The organism is Butyrivibrio sp. X503 (assembly GCF_003625475.1).
In the GTDB taxonomy this organism is placed as follows: domain Bacteria; phylum Bacillota; class Clostridia; order Lachnospirales; family Lachnospiraceae; genus Butyrivibrio.
The window spans coordinates 73,613-92,624 of the sequence record NZ_RAIQ01000001.1 but is presented as its reverse complement, the minus strand read 5'-3'; the positions used below and the strand labels follow the sequence as shown (position 1 = coordinate 92,624).

12 protein-coding genes are annotated in these 19,012 nt (G+C 43.5%); 9 read left to right on the top strand and 3 right to left on the bottom strand.

Annotated elements, in window-relative coordinates:
* Positions 1-22 precede the first annotated feature (22 nt).
* Positions 23-3,604, top strand: a complete 3,582-nt coding sequence (locus D6853_RS00400; protein ID WP_120655846.1) for a PD-(D/E)XK nuclease family protein — start codon at positions 23-25, stop codon at positions 3,602-3,604.
* Entirely contained in the window at positions 3,522-7,214 is a 3,693-nt protein-coding gene (addA, locus tag D6853_RS15435; protein WP_330541232.1) for a helicase-exonuclease AddAB subunit AddA, read from the top strand. Before D6853_RS00400 ends, addA begins: the two co-directional genes overlap by 83 nt.
* Before the next feature lie 45 nt (positions 7,215-7,259).
* On the opposite strand, the gene D6853_RS00390 is transcribed toward addA, so the two are convergent.
* On the bottom strand, positions 7,260-7,904 hold the full coding sequence (locus tag D6853_RS00390) for a potassium channel family protein (protein ID WP_120655844.1): 645 nt from the start codon (positions 7,902-7,904) through the stop codon (positions 7,260-7,262).
* A 21-nt stretch (positions 7,905-7,925) separates the two neighbouring features.
* Positions 7,926-9,308 (bottom strand): TrkH family potassium uptake protein, encoded by a 1,383-nt coding sequence (locus D6853_RS00385; RefSeq protein WP_120655843.1) that lies wholly within the window; start codon positions 9,306-9,308, stop codon positions 7,926-7,928.
* Positions 9,309-9,512: 204 nt separating this feature from the next.
* Between D6853_RS00385 and pdxR the strand changes: the two genes are divergently transcribed.
* Entirely contained in the window at positions 9,513-10,904 is a 1,392-nt protein-coding gene (gene pdxR, locus D6853_RS00380; protein ID WP_120655842.1) for a MocR-like pyridoxine biosynthesis transcription factor PdxR, read from the top strand.
* A 91-nt stretch (positions 10,905-10,995) separates the two neighbouring features.
* Here pdxR and asnA read toward each other — a convergent pair whose 3' ends face one another.
* Positions 10,996-12,006 carry an aspartate--ammonia ligase gene (gene asnA / locus D6853_RS00375; RefSeq protein WP_120656273.1) on the bottom strand — a complete coding sequence of 337 codons (1,011 nt, stop codon included), beginning with the start codon at positions 12,004-12,006 and terminating at the stop codon, positions 10,996-10,998.
* Positions 12,007-12,215: 209 nt separating this feature from the next.
* Here asnA and D6853_RS00370 point away from each other — a divergent pair, with 209 nt between their 5' ends.
* From D6853_RS00370 to hflX, 6 genes are all read left to right on the top strand, one after another.
* Entirely contained in the window at positions 12,216-12,830 is a 615-nt protein-coding gene (locus D6853_RS00370; RefSeq protein WP_120655841.1) for a TetR/AcrR family transcriptional regulator, read from the top strand.
* 93 nt (positions 12,831-12,923) lie between these two features.
* Positions 12,924-14,657, top strand: coding sequence for an ABC transporter ATP-binding protein (locus D6853_RS00365; RefSeq protein ID WP_120655840.1), 1,734 nt, complete (start codon positions 12,924-12,926; stop codon positions 14,655-14,657).
* 4 nt (positions 14,658-14,661) lie between these two features.
* Positions 14,662-16,410 carry an ABC transporter ATP-binding protein gene (locus D6853_RS00360; RefSeq protein WP_120655839.1) on the top strand — a complete coding sequence of 583 codons (1,749 nt, stop codon included), beginning with the start codon at positions 14,662-14,664 and terminating at the stop codon, positions 16,408-16,410.
* 135 nt (positions 16,411-16,545) lie between these two features.
* The gene (locus D6853_RS00355) at positions 16,546-16,965 is read left to right on the top strand and encodes a GNAT family N-acetyltransferase (protein ID WP_120655838.1); all 420 of its coding nucleotides are present in this window, start codon (positions 16,546-16,548) and stop codon (positions 16,963-16,965) included.
* Positions 16,966-16,999: 34 nt separating this feature from the next.
* A complete protein-coding gene (locus D6853_RS00350) occupies positions 17,000-17,536 on the top strand; it encodes a histidine phosphatase family protein (protein WP_120655837.1) in 537 nt (178 codons plus the stop codon).
* Between the two features lie 57 nt (positions 17,537-17,593).
* Positions 17,594-18,922: a GTPase HflX gene (gene hflX / locus D6853_RS00345; RefSeq protein ID WP_120655836.1), complete on the top strand. Its 1,329-nt coding sequence runs from the start codon at positions 17,594-17,596 to the stop codon at positions 18,920-18,922.
* The last annotated feature ends 90 nt before the right edge of the window (positions 18,923-19,012 follow it).

Sequence of the window (19,012 nt, the reverse complement as noted above, 5' to 3'; positions counted from 1 at the left end):
CGCGTAAGGATGGCTTTTTTAGATGCTTAGGTTTTGTTTTGGGGCTTCGGGATCCGGCAAGAGTACCGGACTTATAAAAGAAATCATAGACAGAAGTTTGACTGATGTCGGGACTGATTATTTACTCATAGTTCCCGATCAGTTTACGATGCAAACTCAGAAGGATGTTGTTAGAATGCATCCTTCACATGCGATAATGAACATTGATGTATTGAGCTTTGGGCGCCTTTCACACAGAGTGTTTGAAGAGACGTCAAAAAGCTCTTTTTCTGTGCTCGATGATGCCGGAAAGAGCCTTGTTCTTAGGCGTGTTGCGGATATTCTCGGCGACAGACTGAAAGTTATAGGTAAAAACATGCATAAACCGGGCTATATCGATGAGGTTAAGTCAACAATCTCTGAGTTTATGCAATACGGAATAAGTGATGATGCGCTTGCGACTCTGGAAAACGAGAGTGGCAAGAAGGCTGCGCTCAATTCAAAGATCAAAGATCTCAGACTTCTTTACAGCGAATTTCTACGCTACATCCAAGGAAAATTCATAACTACAGAAGAAACACTTGATATTTTATGCAAGGCGATACCAAATTCTTCCTTGCTAAAAGATTCGGTGATCGTATTCGACGGCTTTACAGGCTTTACCCCCATTCAGTACAGGGTAATAAAAGAGCTTATGAGAGTATCTAAGGAAGTCTGTGTTTCTCTGACAATAGGCCCCGAAGAAAATCCGTACGCCCCTTCTTATGAGGAGCAGGAGCTCTTTATGCTGACCAAGAAGACCGTTCTTGACCTTGAAAAAGCCGAGTATTCGCTTTTAAAAGAGACTTCCGTTATAGCTGCCGGAGGACCTGATTTTGAGGCGTGGAGAAATATAAGAAACGCCGAGATGAGCGGAAAAGAAGGCGGAGACATTTTCATTAAAGACAAGGAAGTAAAAAGGCTGGAAGGTAATCCTGCGCTTGCATTTCTTGAGCAGAATTTATTCAGATACAACTCCGGGAAATATACGGACAAACAGGATTCCATACAGCTTTTCGAGGCGCAGACGCTCGAAGAGGAAGTTCGCCAGACTATGATCAAGATACGCTCGCTTGTTACGGCCAAGGGATATGCGTACAGGGATATCGCTGTGGTATGCGGTAATCTCGGAAGCTATGCCAATCTTATAAAAAGAGCTGCGGCCAAATTTGATATTCCGGTTTATATTGACCAGAATACGGGGCTTATGCTTAATCCCTTTATAGAATACATAACAAGTGCTATCAATATAGTGATTTCAGGATACAGATATGAAGACGTATTTCACTATATGCGAAGCGGCATGACGGATTTCTCCAAAGAGGATACGGATCTTTTGGAGAATTATGTTAGAGCGCTCGGAATCAAGGGTAGGAGTGCATGGGAAGACAGATTCATGCGCAGAATGCCTGCGAGATTCAGCCAAAGAAACCAAAGTGAAGATACCGAGACCAAAGAGCTTGAGCTTGTGGAAAAGCTTGAAGGTATGAGAGCTTTGATAAGTGCTCAGTTAAAGCCATTGTTCGATGCCAAAGAAGGAACGGCCGTAGAAATAACGGATGCTCTTTTAAAAATGATAGAAGAGAACGCCTGCAGCGAGAAGCTACTTCGATATAAAGAGAAATTTGAAAAGCTTGGAGATATCGCCAAGGCAAAAGAATACGATCAGGTTTACGGAAAAGTCATCGATATACTGATGCAGATTTCCGCGCTGATAGGCGAAGATAAGCTTGATATTAGGGAATATAAAGATATTCTGAGTGTCGGTTTCGGGGATATAGAAGTCGGAACCATTCCTCAGGATGTGGACAGAGTAATAGTCGGAGATATCGAAAGAACAAGACTTAGAGAGATAAGAGCGCTGTTCTTTATGGGCGTTAATGACGGTTCAATTCCATCAAGTACAGGTGGCGGCGGTATTCTCTCTGATATGGATAGGCAATTCCTTCTTGAGCTTGATACGGGCGTTGAGCTCGCACCTACGCCAAGACAGCAGATGTATATCCAGAGACTATATCTTTACATGAATCTCACCAAGCCTACAGATAAGTTGTATCTGTCTTTTTCGGAGCTTGATAATGACGGAAAAAGCGTGAGACCCGCATATCTTATTTCTAAGATAATGTCTCTCTACGAAGGAATGGAAACAGACAGGCCCGAGGATGCACCTTTTGAGGAACAGACTTCTTGTATAGGTGACAGTTTGGGGAACCTTGCCGAGCTTATGAGAGAGTATTCTCTCGGCATTCTTGGCGATAGGAAAAAGACAGAGCTTTCTACGTTATATGAAGTCGTGAAGAACAAAAAGGCCGAGAGTGAAAGCGATAAAGATTCCGGTATGGAGAACATGAGCGAAGGCTTTGTACAAAAGCTTACGGAAGCGGCCTTCAAACATTACGAGGACAGACCTCTAGCCAAGAATATCGCACTTGCTTTGTACGGGGCTAATCTTGAGAACAGCGTAAGCCGTCTTGAGAAATTTGCTTCCTGTTGTTATGCGCATTTCTTAAGATATGGTCTCGGACTTTCGGAGAGAGAAGAATTTGATTTTGATTCATCGGATCTAGGTAAAGTATTCCATGAAGTTCTTGAGAAGTATACAGGCGAGATAATAAGGCAGAATATATCATGGAAAGACCTTTCCAAAGAGGAATCAGACAAGATATTAAATCAAGCTTTAACAGAATGCATAGATGCATACGGAGAAACGATCCTTTTAAGTAACGCCCGTAATGAATATATGGCAGAACGTATAAAAAGAATACTCACAAGGACTGTGGACACGCTCAAATACCAGATTTCAAAAGGAAATTTTGAACCCGCACATGTTGAAATGGATTTTAGGGAAGCGGGTAAGATCGAAGAGATAAATATTGCACTCACCGAAGATGAGAAACATAACATAATAGAGAGCATGAATCTTCACGGAAGGATTGACCGAATTGATCTATGCGAAGATTCGGATCATGTTTATGTAAAGGTCATTGATTTTAAATCCGGTGGAAAGAAAATGAGTCTCGCCTCATTATATTATGGCCTTCAGCTTCAGCTTGTTTTGTATATGAATGTTGCCAAGGCTGTAGCCTCGAAAAAAAGCGGAGGAAAGGAAGTTGTTCCTGCGGCAATATTGTATTACCACGTGGAAGATCCCATGGTTAAGGGTTCCGCTGATTTACAACCTGATGTTATCAATCAAGAGATAATAAAAGAGCTCAAGACGACCGGCCTGGTCAACGAAAACAGGGAAATTATAAACATGCTCGATGGCAGCATAAACGGGGCATCTGACGTTATCCCGGTCGGATTTACCAAGAGCGGAGATATAACAGCGGCCTCAAGTACCGTTACAAGCGAGGATTATTCTGCTATTTCAAGATTTGTGGATAAGAAGATCCGTGAGTTTGGTAAGAATATCTTAAACGGAGATATCAAGGTCAATCCGTATGAGATGAATAACCGTGATGCTTGCAAGTATTGCAGTTATAAAGGAATATGCGGTTTTGATGACAAGATACCCGGATATTCCAAGAGAGAGCTGGATCTTGACGATAAAGACGCAATGGAGCGTATCAGAAATGAAAGTTGAGTTTACCAAAGAACAGCAGGCGGTAATAGACGCCAGAAAATGTAATGTTCTCGTATCGGCAGCCGCCGGATCAGGAAAGACGGCTGTTCTTGTCGAGCGCATAATTCAAATGATAAACGAAGGCGTTGATATAGATCATCTTCTCGTTGTTACCTTTACCAAGGCCGCAGCATCTCAGATGAAGGAGAAGATCACACTTGCGATTCAGGAAAAGCTGGTATCGGAACCTGACAATAAGCATCTTCAGAAACAGGAGACGCTTATTCATAATGCGCAGATAACCACGATAGATTCTTTTTGCCAGTATGTTATTAAGAATAATTTTAATTTCATAGGTCTTGACCCGTCATTTCGCGTAGGCGACGAAGGAGAGTTCAAACTTTTACAGGATGATGTGATGTCTGACATGCTTGAGATCGAATATCAAAAAGCCAAAGAGGGTTTCAATGATGATTATCTGTTTTGCATGGACTATTTCGGTACCGGAAGCGACGACAAGAATGTGGAAGAGTATATAGAAAAGCTCTATCGCTTTTCAATGAGTATGCCTTGGCCAGAGGATTATCTTAGCGAAAGGGCGCACGACTACGATATCGAAGGCATGGATTTTGATGAGATTCCCTGGGTAAAAGAGTGTGTTGCAATAGTTAAGAGAATGCTTTCGGAAGCCGCTGATAAACTTGCTACGGCGCATGATCTTACATTACTTCCGGACGGCCCCTATATGTATGGAGAACTTCTTGAAAAAGAAGCGGAAGCGGTATCCAAGCTGACTTCATGTGCTTCCTATGATGAGCTGTTTGACGCTGTCAGAGGAATATCTTTTGACAGGCTTCCTTCCAAGAAGGATGACAGCGTATCTCCCGATAAGAGAGAGGCCGCCAAAGATCTTAGAGACAGCGCCAAGAAGGATATCAAGAAGATTGCTGAAGAATATCTGATGCTTCCTTCGGATATGGTCTGCGATCAGATGAAGCTGTGTGACAGAGCGGTTAAAGAACTCTGCAGATTGACGCTTTTGTATAAGCAGATGTTTGATGAGAGGAAAAGAGATGAGCTTTTGATAGACTTTTCAGATATGGAACATTTTGCACTTAATATACTAGTGGATCACGAAACGGGAGATCCGACTCCTGTAGCTCTTGAATACAGGGATTTCTTTAAAGAAGTTTTAATTGATGAGTATCAGGACAGCAATAACGTACAGGAGCTTATTCTTAAGGCGATTTCCGGAGAAGAGGCGGGCGTTTCCGAGAGGTTTATGGTAGGTGACGTCAAGCAGAGTATTTATAAGTTCAGACTTGCAAGACCGGAGATCTTTATGGAGAAGCTTGCGACCTACAGTAAAGAAGCGTCTGCGAGTGACAGAAGAATAGACCTTCACAAGAACTTCAGAAGCAGAAAAGAAGTTCTGGAAGGGACCAACTATATCTTCAGAAAGATAATGGGAAGTGACCTTGGAAGTGTAGAGTACGACGAGGACGCAGAGCTTGTCACGGGAGCGGATTACCCCGAGGCTTCTTTTGACATGTCTCCCGAGCTTATATTGATAGACGATCCGAGCGGGGAAAAAGAAAATGAGGCTTATGCGATAGGCAATAGGATTCATGAGCTTATGCGCGAAGATAAGGAGCTTAGGTATAAAGATATTGTTATTCTTTTAAGGTCTCCGTCGGGATGGGATGATGTGTTTAAAAAAGCTCTTGAAGAGCAGGGAATCCCGTCGTATATAGAGTCAAAGAGCGGATACTTTGATGCATGGGAAGTGTCGGTACTTCTGGATATCCTTTCCGTGATCGACAACCCGACATTGGATATTCCGCTTGTTTCCGTGATGCATTCGCCAATCGGAGATTTTTCCGATGAAGAGCTTGCGCTTATTAAGATTGCAATAAATGACGCTGTCGAGGACTCTTTTGACGAGCCTTTATATATTGGAATCAGGAAACTTATTGATAATAGTAAGCGGCTTGAAGAAGGTCTGGAAAGTAAGTTATCGGCGTTTGTTGACTTTATCGAAAAGCTTAGAGACATGTCCGCATATACACCCGTACATGAGCTTTTACAGTACATCATAGATGTGACGGGCTTTGAGCTTACGGTCAGCGCCATGCCTGCGGGTAATCAGCGAAGGGCAAACATTGAGCAGCTTCTTTCGCGCGCCGAGAACTTTGAAAAGACGAGCTTTAAAGGGCTTTTCCATTTTGTCAGATATATTGAGCATATCAAGGTTGTGCAGGTTGATTACGGCGAAGCCGGAATAATAGATGAAAACGCTGACGTTGTGCGTATTATGAGTATTCATAAGAGTAAGGGTCTGGAGTTCCCTGTTGTGTTCGTTTCGGGGCTTTCCAAGCAGTTTAACAGAATGGATACAAGAGGAGACCTTATTGCGGATATGGACCTCGGAATCGGCGTGAAATGCATCGATTCCAAACTGCGCGTCAAGTCAGAGACTCTTAAGAGAATGATAGTTGCGGATAAGATGAACACGGACAGCCTGGGAGAAGAGCTGCGTGTTCTCTATGTTGGGCTTACAAGAGCCAAGGAAAAGCTTATAATGACGGCTTCAATGAAGAAGCTCTCCGATGCTTTGTCAAAAGAGATAAAGAAGCAGGCAGAGCTTTCGCACGGAGCATCAAACGGCATAGAGCTTATACCTTATTCCATGAGACTTGGAGCTTCCGGATATATCGATCTTATCTTGCCTTCGCTTATAAGACATCCCGCGATAAAAGATATTGCGGAGAAATATGGGCTTTCCGAGCTTATCTCAGACAGATACATGGACAATAATCCTGATATTCCTGAGTTTTGCGTAAAATCCGTAACTGTGGACGAGATTCTGGCCAAGATGGAGGCTGAGAGCATAAAGGCACTGATTCGCCGCGATGATATTTCGGCTTATTACGATAAAGACCTCGCGAGCAGGCTTGAAGCTAAATTAAATGCCAAATACGGGCATGAATATCTGAAAGGGCTATTTACCAAAACTACCGTTACGGAGCTTAAAAAGCATATCCTTGAGGAGATGGGTGAGCATTTTACCAAGGAAGAGGAATACGGAGTTGTCTGGGATGAAGGAAAAATGGGCCTTACAGGCGCAGAGCGCGGAACGGCGTATCATAGGATCATGGAGCTTCTGGATTACAATGTCGGAAACGATGAGAAGGCACTTAATATCTGGCTTGAGGATTTAGTGACCAAAGACAGGATAACAAGAAGCTATCTGGATTGCCTCGATATAGAGGATATTGTCACATTCCGCAGCACCGACCTCGGAAAGCGAATGGGAGAGGCATTTAAAGCAGGGAAGCTGATGCGTGAGAAGCCGTTTATGATGGGAGTCCCTGCAAACGAGCTTGATAATAAATTCCCTCAGGATGAGATGGTGCTTATTCAGGGAATTATCGACGCCTGGTTCTTTGAAGGCGACGATATAGTTCTTATGGATTATAAGACGGATCACGTGCGCGATGACGCGGAGCTTATAAAACGCTATAAGATACAGCTTGATCTGTATAAAAGAGCACTTGAAGCATCTACCGGTAAGAACGTGAAAGAGGTATATATCTATTCTTTTGCTCTGGGCAAAGAGATCAAATTATAATAAAAACAAAAAAGGCAGCCGAAAGGCTGCCTGATTTTTTGATGATTATTTCCACTTGTTTATGTCTTTTTTCTCCAGGATGACCATGAGAAGGTTCTTGTCGGTAAGCTTCTTGGTGGGGCTTATATATCCCCATTTACCGCCTTTTTCTTTGACGGCTGCAACGTTCATGTTGTATTTTTTACGAAGATCAAGATCTATAAGGCTATGTCCGAGCCATGTGGGCTTTGGCTGAAGCTCTACCATGCAGAGATTGTCATCAAGCTCGTAGTAGTCGTGTATCGACTGTGATGCGAGGATCCTTGCGGAGCGAACACCACCGTCTTTCTCGGGATTTATTATCTTGTCTGCACCGACTCTTTTCAGTATTTTTTCCATACGAGCGGAAGATGCCTTCGCGATCACAAGCGGAACATCTTTTTCTTTGGCAATCGATACGACCATTATGCTGGCGGCGATATTTCCGCCCATTCCGGTTATTACTATATCCATGTTCTGAAGGCCGAGTTCCAGGACTTCGTCTTCATTTTCAAGGTTTGCGCAAACCGCGGAAGTAACCTTGGATGATATGTCCCTTATAATCTGTTCGTCTTTGTCTGCGACAAGGACGTCTTCGCCCATTTCATACAGGCTTTTGGCAACGCTGCATCCATATTTTCCAAGTCCCAAAACAGCTATTGATTTCTTCATTTAGTCATTTCTCCTTCTCTTTTATCCTACGTAAAATACGCCATCAGAGTATTTGATATTGTTCTTGCTTGATCCTGCTCTTGAGAAAAATGCAACCATTGATATTGGTCCGGTTCTTCCAAGGAACATTGCGATAATGATTATTATGCGCCCGGCGACGTTAAGCGAGGATGTGAGTCCTCTTGATAGTCCGACCGTTCCGCATGCACTTACAACTTCGAAGAGCGCGTCCTCCATAGGTACCGGATTGACCATGGAAAGGAGGATGGTAAGAATCAACGTGGCAAAAAGGCTCACGAATACAACCGCAGCCGCTTTTCTCATTGAATCGACGGATACGCGGCGATTGAATATCACGTTCTCATTTTCTTTCCTTACGTATGATCTGACATTCATAAAGAGAAGAAATACTGTGACAGTCTTTACACCGCCTGCTGTTCCGACGGGTGAGCCGCCAATGAACATAAAGATATAAGAGACAAGACAGGAGGCTACAGAGAGACCTTCCTGCGGAACTGTGGTAAATCCGGCTGTTCTTAACGTTATCGATTCAAAGAGGCTGTTAACGAGCTTTCCTCCAAGGCTTAAACTTCCAATGGTTTCACTGTTGTTCCATTCAGTTAAAAGAAATATGATCATGCCTCCGAAGATGAGAGTAAGCGTAAAGCAAAGAACGAGCTTACTGTGTTCGGAGAGTCTTTTTATTGCGGTTATAGGTGAAAAACGCTTAAGAAAAGCTTCTTTTATCACGTGCAGGATATCAAACCATACGACGAAACCAAGACCTCCCAGAACAATGAGAAGCATGGTCACAATCATTACGGTCGGATTACTTCGATAGTTCATAAGGCTGTTGGGACCGATGACATCCATACCTGCGTTGCAGAAGGCGGATACGGCGTTAAATATTGATATCCATAGGCCTTTAAGGACGCCAAATTGCGGGATGAATACGGTCGAATATAGGACAGCGCCGATTCCTTCCGTGATGAAAGTTCCTTTTATGACTCTTGTCAGGAACTTAAGAAGCTTGGTTCCCGAGCTTAGGTTAAAAGAGTCTTGAAGGAGAAGCCTGTCTCCCAGAGAAAACTTTTTGTGAGTTATGAGCATCAGCATCGAAGCCATTGCTATCATTCCCAGACCGCCCATCTGTACTAAGATAAGGATAATAAGCTGACCGAAAAAACTCCAATGCGCAAATGTATCCACAACTACGAGTCCCGTAACACATACGGAGGTTGTTGCGGTAAAGAGCGCTGTCAGAAAATCCGTAAACGTTCCGTCGGCGGAAGAAAAGGGGAGAGTCAAAAGAACTGCTCCTATAATTATTGTTAGTAAGAAGCTGGCCGGTATTATGTGCGTCGGCGACAGCTTTTTTGATGTTAATGATGAAAAATCTATCATGTGAATCCCCAAGATAATATATTATCACGACGTTTGAATAGATAAGCGTCATGATAAAGGTAAGACTTTTTTTGGTAAATGTCAATAAATATGCCAGTTTTGAGCGTTGGTTGTTATTTTTTGTTGAAGATACTATAATAAATCTGGTTATATAAAAAATGAAAGTGTGGCAAATTTCCGTATTACCAGTTTTGGAGAGTAAACATGATAACTTACAATTTTGATAACGTAAAAGGCCCGTTATATCTGTATGTTTATAAGAGCATAAAAAACGATATCCTGTCGGGAAAACTAAAACCGATGGAGAAGCTTCCTTCCAAGCGCTCTTTTGCCCAGAATAACGGGATCAGCATTATTACCATACAGAATGCGTATGATCAGCTTATCAGCGAAGGATATGTTTATACACAGCCCAAGAAAGGCTATTATGTAGCGAACCTTGAGAAAATGCCGAATGTGGCGACGGACGTCAAGGTAAATTACGATATCAAGGTTCCTTCAAAGGATACGTATGAGTGTGACCTTTCAAGCAACAGGGTTAATCCGGATAATTTCCCTTTTTCCATCTGGACGAGGCTTTCAAGAGATGTCATGTCCAACATGAAAGAGGAGCTGATGCAGATATCGCCGACTGCGGGAGTTATGGAACTGAGGGAAGCGATCGCAGAGCATCTTAAATTTTTCCGCGGTATGCTGGTGGATCCCAATCAGATAATCGTAGGTTCCGGAACGGAGTATCTTTATGGTCTTATTATGCTGCTTCTCGGCAGGGACAAGAAATATGTGATTGAGAATCCGGGATATAAGAAGCTTGCGGATATCTACAAGCAGAACAAAATAGACTTTTCCTATGCGTCACTTGATGACAACGGTATTACCGTAAAAGAGCTTGAAAAGAGCAAAGCGCAGATTGCCCATATCTGTCCCAACCATCATTTCCCGACAGGTATAACTATGCCTGCGAGTAGGCGTTATGAGCTCCTTGCATGGGCAAATGGTGGGGACGGAAGATATATCATTGAGGATGATTACGACAGTGAATTCAGAGTGACGGGAAAGCCGATCCCGCCGATGTTTTCGATAGATGCAAATGAGAAGGTTATTTACATGAATACCTTTTCAAAGTCTTTGTCACCTACCATCCGTATCAGCTACATGATCCTTCCGGTGCACCTTGCCAACAGGTTTTATGAGACCATGTCTTTTTATTCATGTACGGTATCAAACTTCGAGCAGTACACCCTGGCAAAGTTCATTTCCCAGGGCTATCTTGAAAAGCACATAAACCGCATGAGGCTATATTATACCAAGCAAAGAAGAAGACTTATGGAGATTATTGAAAGAAGTGCATTAAGAGATAGGTGTCGCATCCTTGAGAATGATTCAGGACTTCATTTCCTGATCATGTTGGATACCGACAAGGAAGATGCTGAGATAGAGAATAGTCTTAAGAATAATGGGATCAAGATAAAAGCTCTTTCAGATTATTATTTTGTAGATGGTGCAAAGAACCAACACTGCTTTATCATCAATTATTCAAATATGGATGTAGGTAGTATCAGGGATACACTTAAAGAGATAGCAAAAGAGCTTTAAGTATATGCCGAAGGAGCAGTTTGATATAAAGAATATAAAAAGGTTGCGATGTTTATTCGCAACCTTTTGTTGTATTGTATTGAAAAATAAATTACAGAAGCTGAATTCCGTTCTTCTTAGCTTCTTCAACCATCTCATCGGGCCAGATAGAGCACTGAACCTCACCGATGTGAGCTTTTCTGAGGAAGAACATGCAGATTCTTGACTGACCGATTCCTCCGCCGATTGTGTAAGGGAGTTCCTTCTTAAGGATTGCCTTCTGGAAAGGAAGCTCGGCTCTCTCTGTGCAGCCTGCCTTTTCAAGCTGGCTCTTGAGTGATTCCTCATCAACACGGATACCCATGCTGGAAAGCTCAAGTGCAATATCCAGAACAGGGAAGTATACGATGATGTCGGCGTTGAGCGCCCAATCGTCGTAGTCGGGAGCACGTCCGTCGTGCTTCTCGCCTGATGCAAGGAGGTCACCGATCTGCATGATGCATACAGCGCCCTTAGCCTTGGCAATATAATACTCACGCTCCTTGGGAGAGTACTCGGGGAACATGTCCTCAAGCTCCTGAGTTGTTATAAAGAAAATATCCTCGGGGAGGATCTCCTCTATGTAATCGTACTGGATAGACATGAATTTCTCAGTCTTTCTGAGTACCTTGTATACGTCCTTTACCGTCTCCTTAAGGAAATCGATATTGCGGTCTTCTTTATTTATAACCTTTTCCCAGTCCCACTGGTCTACGAAGATTGAGTGAATATTGTCAGTAACTTCGTCGCGTCTTACGGCGTTCATATCTGTATAAAGTCCCTCACCTACGTTGAAGCCGTACTTCTTGAGTGCGTATCTCTTCCACTTTGCAAGAGAATGCACTATCTCTGCGGGACGTCCGTTGTCATTGAGAATATCAAATGAAACGGGTCTCTCTACGCCGTTCAAGTTATCGTTAAGTCCCGATTCGGGTGTTACAAACAGGGGTGCTGTTACTCTCTGAAGGTTGAGCTTGTTGGAGAGCATGCCCTGAAAGAAATCTTTGACAGTCTTGATGCCCACCTGTGTGTCGTGAAGATCAAGAGCCGATTTGTAGTTCTTGGGAATTTTAAGGTTTTCCATAATCTCTTTTGCCACTTTCTTATATAGTTTCCTTACCATAAGAATATATATATCCTATGATAAATGTTCCACAGTTTATTAAATCGCTTTTTCCTTCATATTGCAAGAAAAAAATTGAGATTTACAACTCATGGTTGACAGACTTGGGACTTAGTGATAATACTATTATCGATAATCAAATTATCAGTAATCAAACAAGAGGGGAAAATATGTCAGTTAGAGATACCAGTATAGATCCAAGGCTCCTTGACAGTGCCCGCAAGGAATTTATGGAAAGAGGTTTTCTTAGGGCTGAGCTTAAGAGGATATGCGATAACGCCGGAGTCACAACCGGGGCGGTATACAAGAGATATAAGGGCAAGGAAGAGCTCTTTTGCGCAGTAGTTAAGGACGCGCTTAATGTTATAGAGGAGTATATATTTACCCGCATGGATCTTGATCTTACGCCGCTTTCGGATGATGAGATGCATGATATGTGGGATATGACTCCGGAGAAAACCATGGAGATGTTTGATATTTTCTGGGATATCAGGGAGGATCTCATTATTCTTCTTGATAAGGCGTCGGGAACTGCCTATGAAAACTTTATCAATGAGTTTTCCTGCCGCATGACTGATTCCTATTACAGATATTATAAGGAGACCAAGAAGAGAGGACGGGCAACTGCCAATATAACCAAGTCCGAGATGCACGTTCTGTGTACAGCTTTTTGGAACGCCATATATGAGCCCTTTGTTCACGGTATGTCCCGTAAGGAGATAGAAGAGCACTGCAGGATCATGTGTACTTTCTTTAATTGGCCGGGAGTTATTGGCCTTAAGTGATTTCTTTTGAATAAAGTTGATTTTGAGCCGTCTTTTCAGGCGGCTTAAAAATAGATCATGTGTTAGCGGTTGCTAACCAAGGAGGAGGCTAAGATGTTTAAAAAAGTGGCTCCGTACATCGGAGAGTACAAGAAGTACACAGTTTGGGCCGCTATTATGATGTCCTTTGGAATTTTGGCAAGTGTTGTGCCGTATTTATTCCTTTATCAGATAATAGCGCCACTAACAAGAGGGGAGAGTGTGAGCTTATCATTTGTGATGATGAGAGTCTTGGGTGTTGCGATCTGTGAGATCCTATACTCCTTTAGTTATGTTCAAGGACTGGAGTTTTCCCATGTGAGTGCATATAACACTCTAAAGAATATCCGTATCTCTTTACAGGGTAAGCTTGAGAAGCAGTCTCTTGGAAATATCGCAGAGCTGGGAACAGGCCGTATCAAGAAGGTTTTTACCGACGATATCGATCAGGTGGAGCTTCTTTTGGCACATGCGGTTCCCGAGGGAATTGCCAATATTGTCATTCCTGTTCTGATCCTTGTGATCATGTTTGTGCTTGATTTCAGGTTGGGACTTCTTTCGCTTATCCCGCTTGTTGTGGGCGCTGTTGCCATGTGCATTATGATGAAGGCCGGATTTACCATGATGAATGACTATTATGAGTCAGCTGCTCACATGAACAACACTATCGTTGAGTACGTCAACGGTATGGAGGTTGTGAAGGTATTTAATAAGGACGGGGATTCTTACAAGAAGTTCGGCGATGTTGTAAGGAACTATCGTGACTTTACCATCAAGTGGTACAAGGTATGCTGGCCCTGGATGGCGACGTATTCAAGCGTAATGCCTTGTATCGTTCTTTTCATGCTTCCTGTAGGTTCATTAATGATCCTTTCGGGAGCGCTTACGCTTGATAAGCTTGTGCTTGTTATGTGCATGTCTTTCTCTGTTGGACCTGCCTTCCTGAAAGCACTTAACTTTGCGGGCAAGTTCCCTCAGCTTGAGTACAAGATCGATGAGCTTGAAAAGCTCTTGGAGCGTCCGCCTCTCAAGGAAGGAAAGAATGGCTTCAAGGGTGCAAATACAGATATCTCTTTTGAGAATGTCAGATTTGCATATGAGGATACTGAGGTGCTTCACGGTGTGAACCTTGAGCTTAAGCAGGGTACGACCACTGCGCTTGTAGGTGAGTCGGGAAGCGGGAAGTCAACACTTGCAAAGCTACTTGTTCACTACTACGACCTGGACGGTGGATCCATAAAGATAGGCGGTCAGGATATCACGGACATGACCATCGAAGCCCTGAACGATCAGGTGTCTTATGTTTCGCAGGAGCAATTTCTTTTTAATACATCTCTTTATGAGAACATTCTTATCGGCAAACCCAGCGCTACCAGAGAGCAGGTGCTTGAAGCCGCTAGAAGGGCTCAGTGTGATGAGTTCCTTGAAAGACTTCCGGACGGTATTGAAACCCAGGCCGGCGACGGCGGTAAGCAGCTCTCGGGTGGTGAGAGGCAGAGGATCTCTCTTGCAAGAGCAATCCTTAAGGATGCTCCTATTATTGTTCTTGATGAGGCAACAGCCTTCATGGATCCGGAGAACGAGGACAAGTTAAACGCTGCCATAGACGAGATCATCAAGGACAAGACGGTTCTTGTTATCGCGCACAGATTGTCCACCGTAAAGAATGCGGACAAGATCTGTGTTATGAAGGAAGGAGAGTGTATCGCGGCGGATACCCACGACAATCTCCTTACAACCTGTCCCGAGTACAAGAAGTTCTGGGATGCGTCTGTCAGCGCCAGCTTATGGAAGATAAAGGAGGCATGATCTCATGTTTAAGATACTTCAAAGGATTATAGGTATTACCGGTAGATTTAAAGGAAGAATAAGGGCTTCATATATAACATCTTTCATCAAGGGCGTTATGATGAAGGCACCTTTGATACTGTGTTATTTGGCCATCAGCTCTTTCATGCAAAATACAATGACCAAGGATAAGTGCATTTACTACGGCCTTGCTCTTTTGGCTTGCCTGGCTCTTCAGGGAGTGTTCGAGTATATAACCAATATGTTGATGTCGGCAGCAGGCTACATGGTGTTTGCGGATATCCGCTTGAAGTTGGGTGACCACCTTCGTAAGCTCCCTATGGGCTATTTTACGGAGGGCAACATCGGTAAGATCAGCTCTGTTCTCTCAACGGATATGTTATTTATCGAGGAGAACTGCATGGGTGTTCTTGCTGAGATCGTTTCATTCATGATCTCTCAGGGACTGATGGTGGTGATGATGTTTGTAATGGACTACAGGATGGGTATCATGGCTCTTATCATCGTTGGTGCGTTCCTCATTGTGGGCAATTACATGTTAAGGACATCTATGAAGCACTCCGTAGTCAAGCAGGAGGTCAGCGAGGATCTTACTGATGAAGTGATTGATTTTGCTGAGGGAATCGGGATCATCAAGACATACAACCTGCTTGGAGAGAAGTCTAAGAGACTTACCGATGAGTTTGAAACAAGCTGCAGGGAGGCTATCGGCTTTGAAAAGGCCTACAGTCCCTGCGCGAGAGCTCTTTATCTCACTTATGGAATCGGAACCTCAATAATGCTGGCACTTTCGGGATATCTGTACAGCATAGGGATCTTCACACCTGAGTACATGGTGGGAATGGTGTTCTTCCTATTTGACCTCTTTATTTCCATCAAGGCTTACTACGGTCACATGCCAAGGCTCACAGTTACCTCTGCCAGTCTCGACAGGATCGATGAGGTGTTCGCTGCCGAGGAACTTAAGGACCTTGGGACAAAAGAGCTTCCGGCTGCGGGAAATTCTGGCTCTGTTGACCTCGCCGGCGATGTAAGCGAGATCGAGTATGATAATGTAAGCTTTGGCTATACACAAAAAGATGTCCTTAAGGATGTTTCCTTCAAGATAAAGGCGGGCGAAATGACTGCGCTTGTAGGTCCTTCCGGTGGCGGTAAGTCAACGATAGCATCCCTTCTTGCTAGATTTTGGGACATCAAAGACGGCCATATTCGCGTTAGGGGAGAGGATATAAGAGATGTATCTCTCGGAAGCCTTATGGACAGCATCAGTATGGTATTCCAGAGAGTGTATCTGTTCCAGGATACCGTTTACAACAATATTGCCATTGCAAGACCCGACGCTACCAGAGAGGAAGTTGAGGAAGCAGCCAAGAAAGCAAGATGTTATGACTTTATAATGCAGCTTCCCGACGGCTTTGACACTGTGATCGGTGAGGGCGGAGCTTCCCTTTCAGGCGGTGAGAAGCAGAGGATATCGATTGCAAGATGTATCCTTAAGGATACGCCTATCGTTATTCTGGACGAGGCAACAGCCAGCGTCGATGCAGACAATGAGCGCGCTATCCAGGAAGCTATCTCAGAGCTGTGCAAGAACAAGACTCTTCTTGTAATTGCTCACAGACTCAAGACTATCGCCGACGCGGACCAGATCCTTGTTGTTTCAGACGGCGAGATCGTTGAGCGAGGCACCCACGCTGAGCTCATGGACAAAAAGGGCACCTATGCCCATATGGTCTCACTGCAGGCATCTTGATATTTATATGAATTAGCTTTAAGAGCATCGAAAACGGGATATTTTCCCGCTTCCGGTGCTTTTTTACTTGTATGCGCAGGCTTCGGTGCTTATAATGTTAAATTACAACAATAGTCCGAGAGAAAGAGGATAACTATGGAAATAAGATACTGCGAAGAGAAACCTGATCTGGAAACATATTACGATCTCAGAGCTTCTGTGGATTTTAAAAACTTCTGTCCCGAGCAGTCTCAGAAAGCTTTGGATAAAAGAGATTACTTTATAATAGCAAAAGACGGCGAAAAGGCCGTAGGCATGGGGAGCGTTGTCGGAGACGGCATGTACTGCACGATTGTTGATGTCACGGTTAGACCCGAATATCAGGGAAATCACATAGGCGCAAGCATAGTTAATAAGCTTGTTGAGCTGATACAGAACAATGCTCCTGAGGGCGCGAGACTCAGCATTCAGCTCATCGCTGCCAAGGGAAAAGACGGCTTTTATAAAAAGCTTGGTTTTGAAGCGCTTCCCGATGAAAATGCGGGCCCGGCGCTTAGGAAGTTGATCTATACATAATAATCAATTAGGACAGCTATGAAGGGGAGAGAAAATGAAGGTTGTAATTATCAGACACGGAGTGGTTGATTATAAAATGAACCGGCGGTGCAACTCCGAGGAATTTGATCAAGATGTAAAAAAGTATGATGAAGCACCGATTTTACTGATGGAATATAATGTTCCCACCGGAGATTATAAGTCTTATTATGTAAGCTCTTTATCCAGAACTCTTGCAACTGCCAGAGATATTTTCGGAGATAAAGAATACATTTCAACTGAGCTCCTTGATGAAGTTCCGCTATCTTCAAGTATAAAAACAAACAAGAGACTGCCTTTGGCATTTTGGAAAATTTCATCCAGACTTCAATGGCTTTTTAACAGCGAAAGGCCGAAAGAAGGCAAGAAAGATACTGTAATAAGAGCAAACAAGTTTATAGATGATATCATTGTGAAAAACGAAGACTGCGCAGTAGTTTCTCATGGTTTTTTTATGATCACTCTTTTATCTGAAATGAAAAAGAGAGGCTTCATGATCCAAGGAAAGGCGGCAGGCTATGAAAACGGTGAATATGTTATATGTGAAAAGTAAAAGAGATTCATATTGATTAATCTGTGATCGTAATATTACTATAACCTAAGAAAATATATGAAAAACGAACTATACGAAAACATACAAAAAATAGATACGGTAAGAGCCATTCTCGTCGGCCTTAATACAGACAAGAGCGATGACGAGTTTGAGCGCTCGATGGATGAGTTAAAAGAGCTGACTAAGGCGATAGATATCGAGGTTGCGTCAGTTGTGACACAGTCTCTGAATTCGCCCGACAACAGCACGTACATCGGAAGCGGAAAGGTGCAGGAGATAGCGGCCGCGCTGGATATCCTTGATGTAAGTATCATCATCTTCAACGATTCGCTCTCGCCCATGCAGGTCAGAAACCTAGAGAAGATCCTGGATACCGAGGTTATAGACAGAACGGGCCTTATCTTACAAATATTTGCCAAAAGAGCAAAAACAAGAGAGGCAAGGCTTCAGGTTGAATCCGCTCAGCTTCAGTATATGTTGCCGAGACTGGTCGGAATGGGAAAGACCCTTTCAAGACAGGGCGGCGGAAGCGGAAGACTTTCCAACAAAGGTTCCGGCGAGAAACAGCTTGAGCTTGACAGAAGACGCATCGAGCATCGAATGAGCGAGCTTAGAAGAGAGCTTGAGAATGTGGAAAGAGAGCGCAACACGCAGAGAAACAGAAGGCTTAGCTCACCGATCGGAAGAGTTTCGCTTGTCGGATATACCAATGCGGGCAAGTCCACGATCATGAACAATCTCTTAAGGCTTTACGGAGGCGAAAGCGATACCGACAAAACTGTGCTTGAGAAAGATATGCTCTTTGCGACCCTCGATACTTCTGTAAGAAAGATAGAAGCTCCCGGGCACAGACCATTTCTTTTGACTGATACCGTAGGATTTATAAGTGAGCTTCCGCACGCACTCGTAAAAGCCTTTAAATCGACGCTTGAAGAGGCTAAATACGCAGATGTACTGTTGCAGGTCATCGATTTCTCGGATCCCGAGTACAGATACCATATGGAGATAACAGGTAAAACTCTCTCCGAAATAGGCGCAGGCGACATTCCGGTTATATATGTGTTTAATAAGTCGGATATCGTAAGGCAACAGCAAGAGGAAGAAAACATGCTTGTTATGGATGTTCCAAGAGCGATGGATGACAGAATATACATTTGTGCCAAGGACGATGACAGTCTTGAAGAGCTTGTAAGCCTTATAGAAAAGAAACTTGGCGAAAAAGAAACTGAATGTGAGCTTCTTTTTCCTTATTCCGAAGGCGGAACGATCAGTATGCTCACCGAAAGAGGTGTTGTAAAAAACACGGAATACCTTCCCGAAGGAATAAAAGTTGTTGCGACTCTATCACATGGAGACATGAGCAAGTATGATAAATATTTGACATAATGATGATAAATGTGTGCAATTCCGCTACACGAGCGGGCTAAGATGGCTCAACGGTAAGGATTAACGGTTTTGAACACATAAAATTCACAA

Bases quoted from the DNA above. Each gene is read 5' to 3' on its own strand.
- D6853_RS00360 (WP_120655839.1), top strand. From the start codon at position 14,662: ATGTTTAAGATACTTCAAAGGATTATAGGTATTACCGGTAGATTTAAA.
- pdxR (WP_120655842.1), top strand. From the start codon at position 9,513: ATGATAACTTACAATTTTGATAACGTAAAAGGCCCGTTATATCTGTAT.
- D6853_RS00370 (WP_120655841.1), top strand. From the start codon at position 12,216: ATGTCAGTTAGAGATACCAGTATAGATCCAAGGCTCCTTGACAGTGCC.
- asnA (WP_120656273.1), bottom strand. From the start codon at position 12,006: ATGGAAAACCTTAAAATTCCCAAGAACTACAAATCGGCTCTTGATCTT.
- D6853_RS00400 (WP_120655846.1), top strand. From the start codon at position 23: ATGCTTAGGTTTTGTTTTGGGGCTTCGGGATCCGGCAAGAGTACCGGA.
- D6853_RS00385 (WP_120655843.1), bottom strand. From the start codon at position 9,308: ATGATAGATTTTTCATCATTAACATCAAAAAAGCTGTCGCCGACGCAC.
- hflX (WP_120655836.1), top strand. From the start codon at position 17,594: ATGAAAAACGAACTATACGAAAACATACAAAAAATAGATACGGTAAGA.
- D6853_RS00365 (WP_120655840.1), top strand. From the start codon at position 12,924: ATGTTTAAAAAAGTGGCTCCGTACATCGGAGAGTACAAGAAGTACACA.
- D6853_RS00355 (WP_120655838.1), top strand. From the start codon at position 16,546: ATGGAAATAAGATACTGCGAAGAGAAACCTGATCTGGAAACATATTAC.
- D6853_RS00390 (WP_120655844.1), bottom strand. From the start codon at position 7,904: ATGAAGAAATCAATAGCTGTTTTGGGACTTGGAAAATATGGATGCAGC.
- addA (WP_330541232.1), top strand. From the start codon at position 3,522: ATGACAAGATACCCGGATATTCCAAGAGAGAGCTGGATCTTGACGATA.
- D6853_RS00350 (WP_120655837.1), top strand. From the start codon at position 17,000: ATGAAGGTTGTAATTATCAGACACGGAGTGGTTGATTATAAAATGAAC.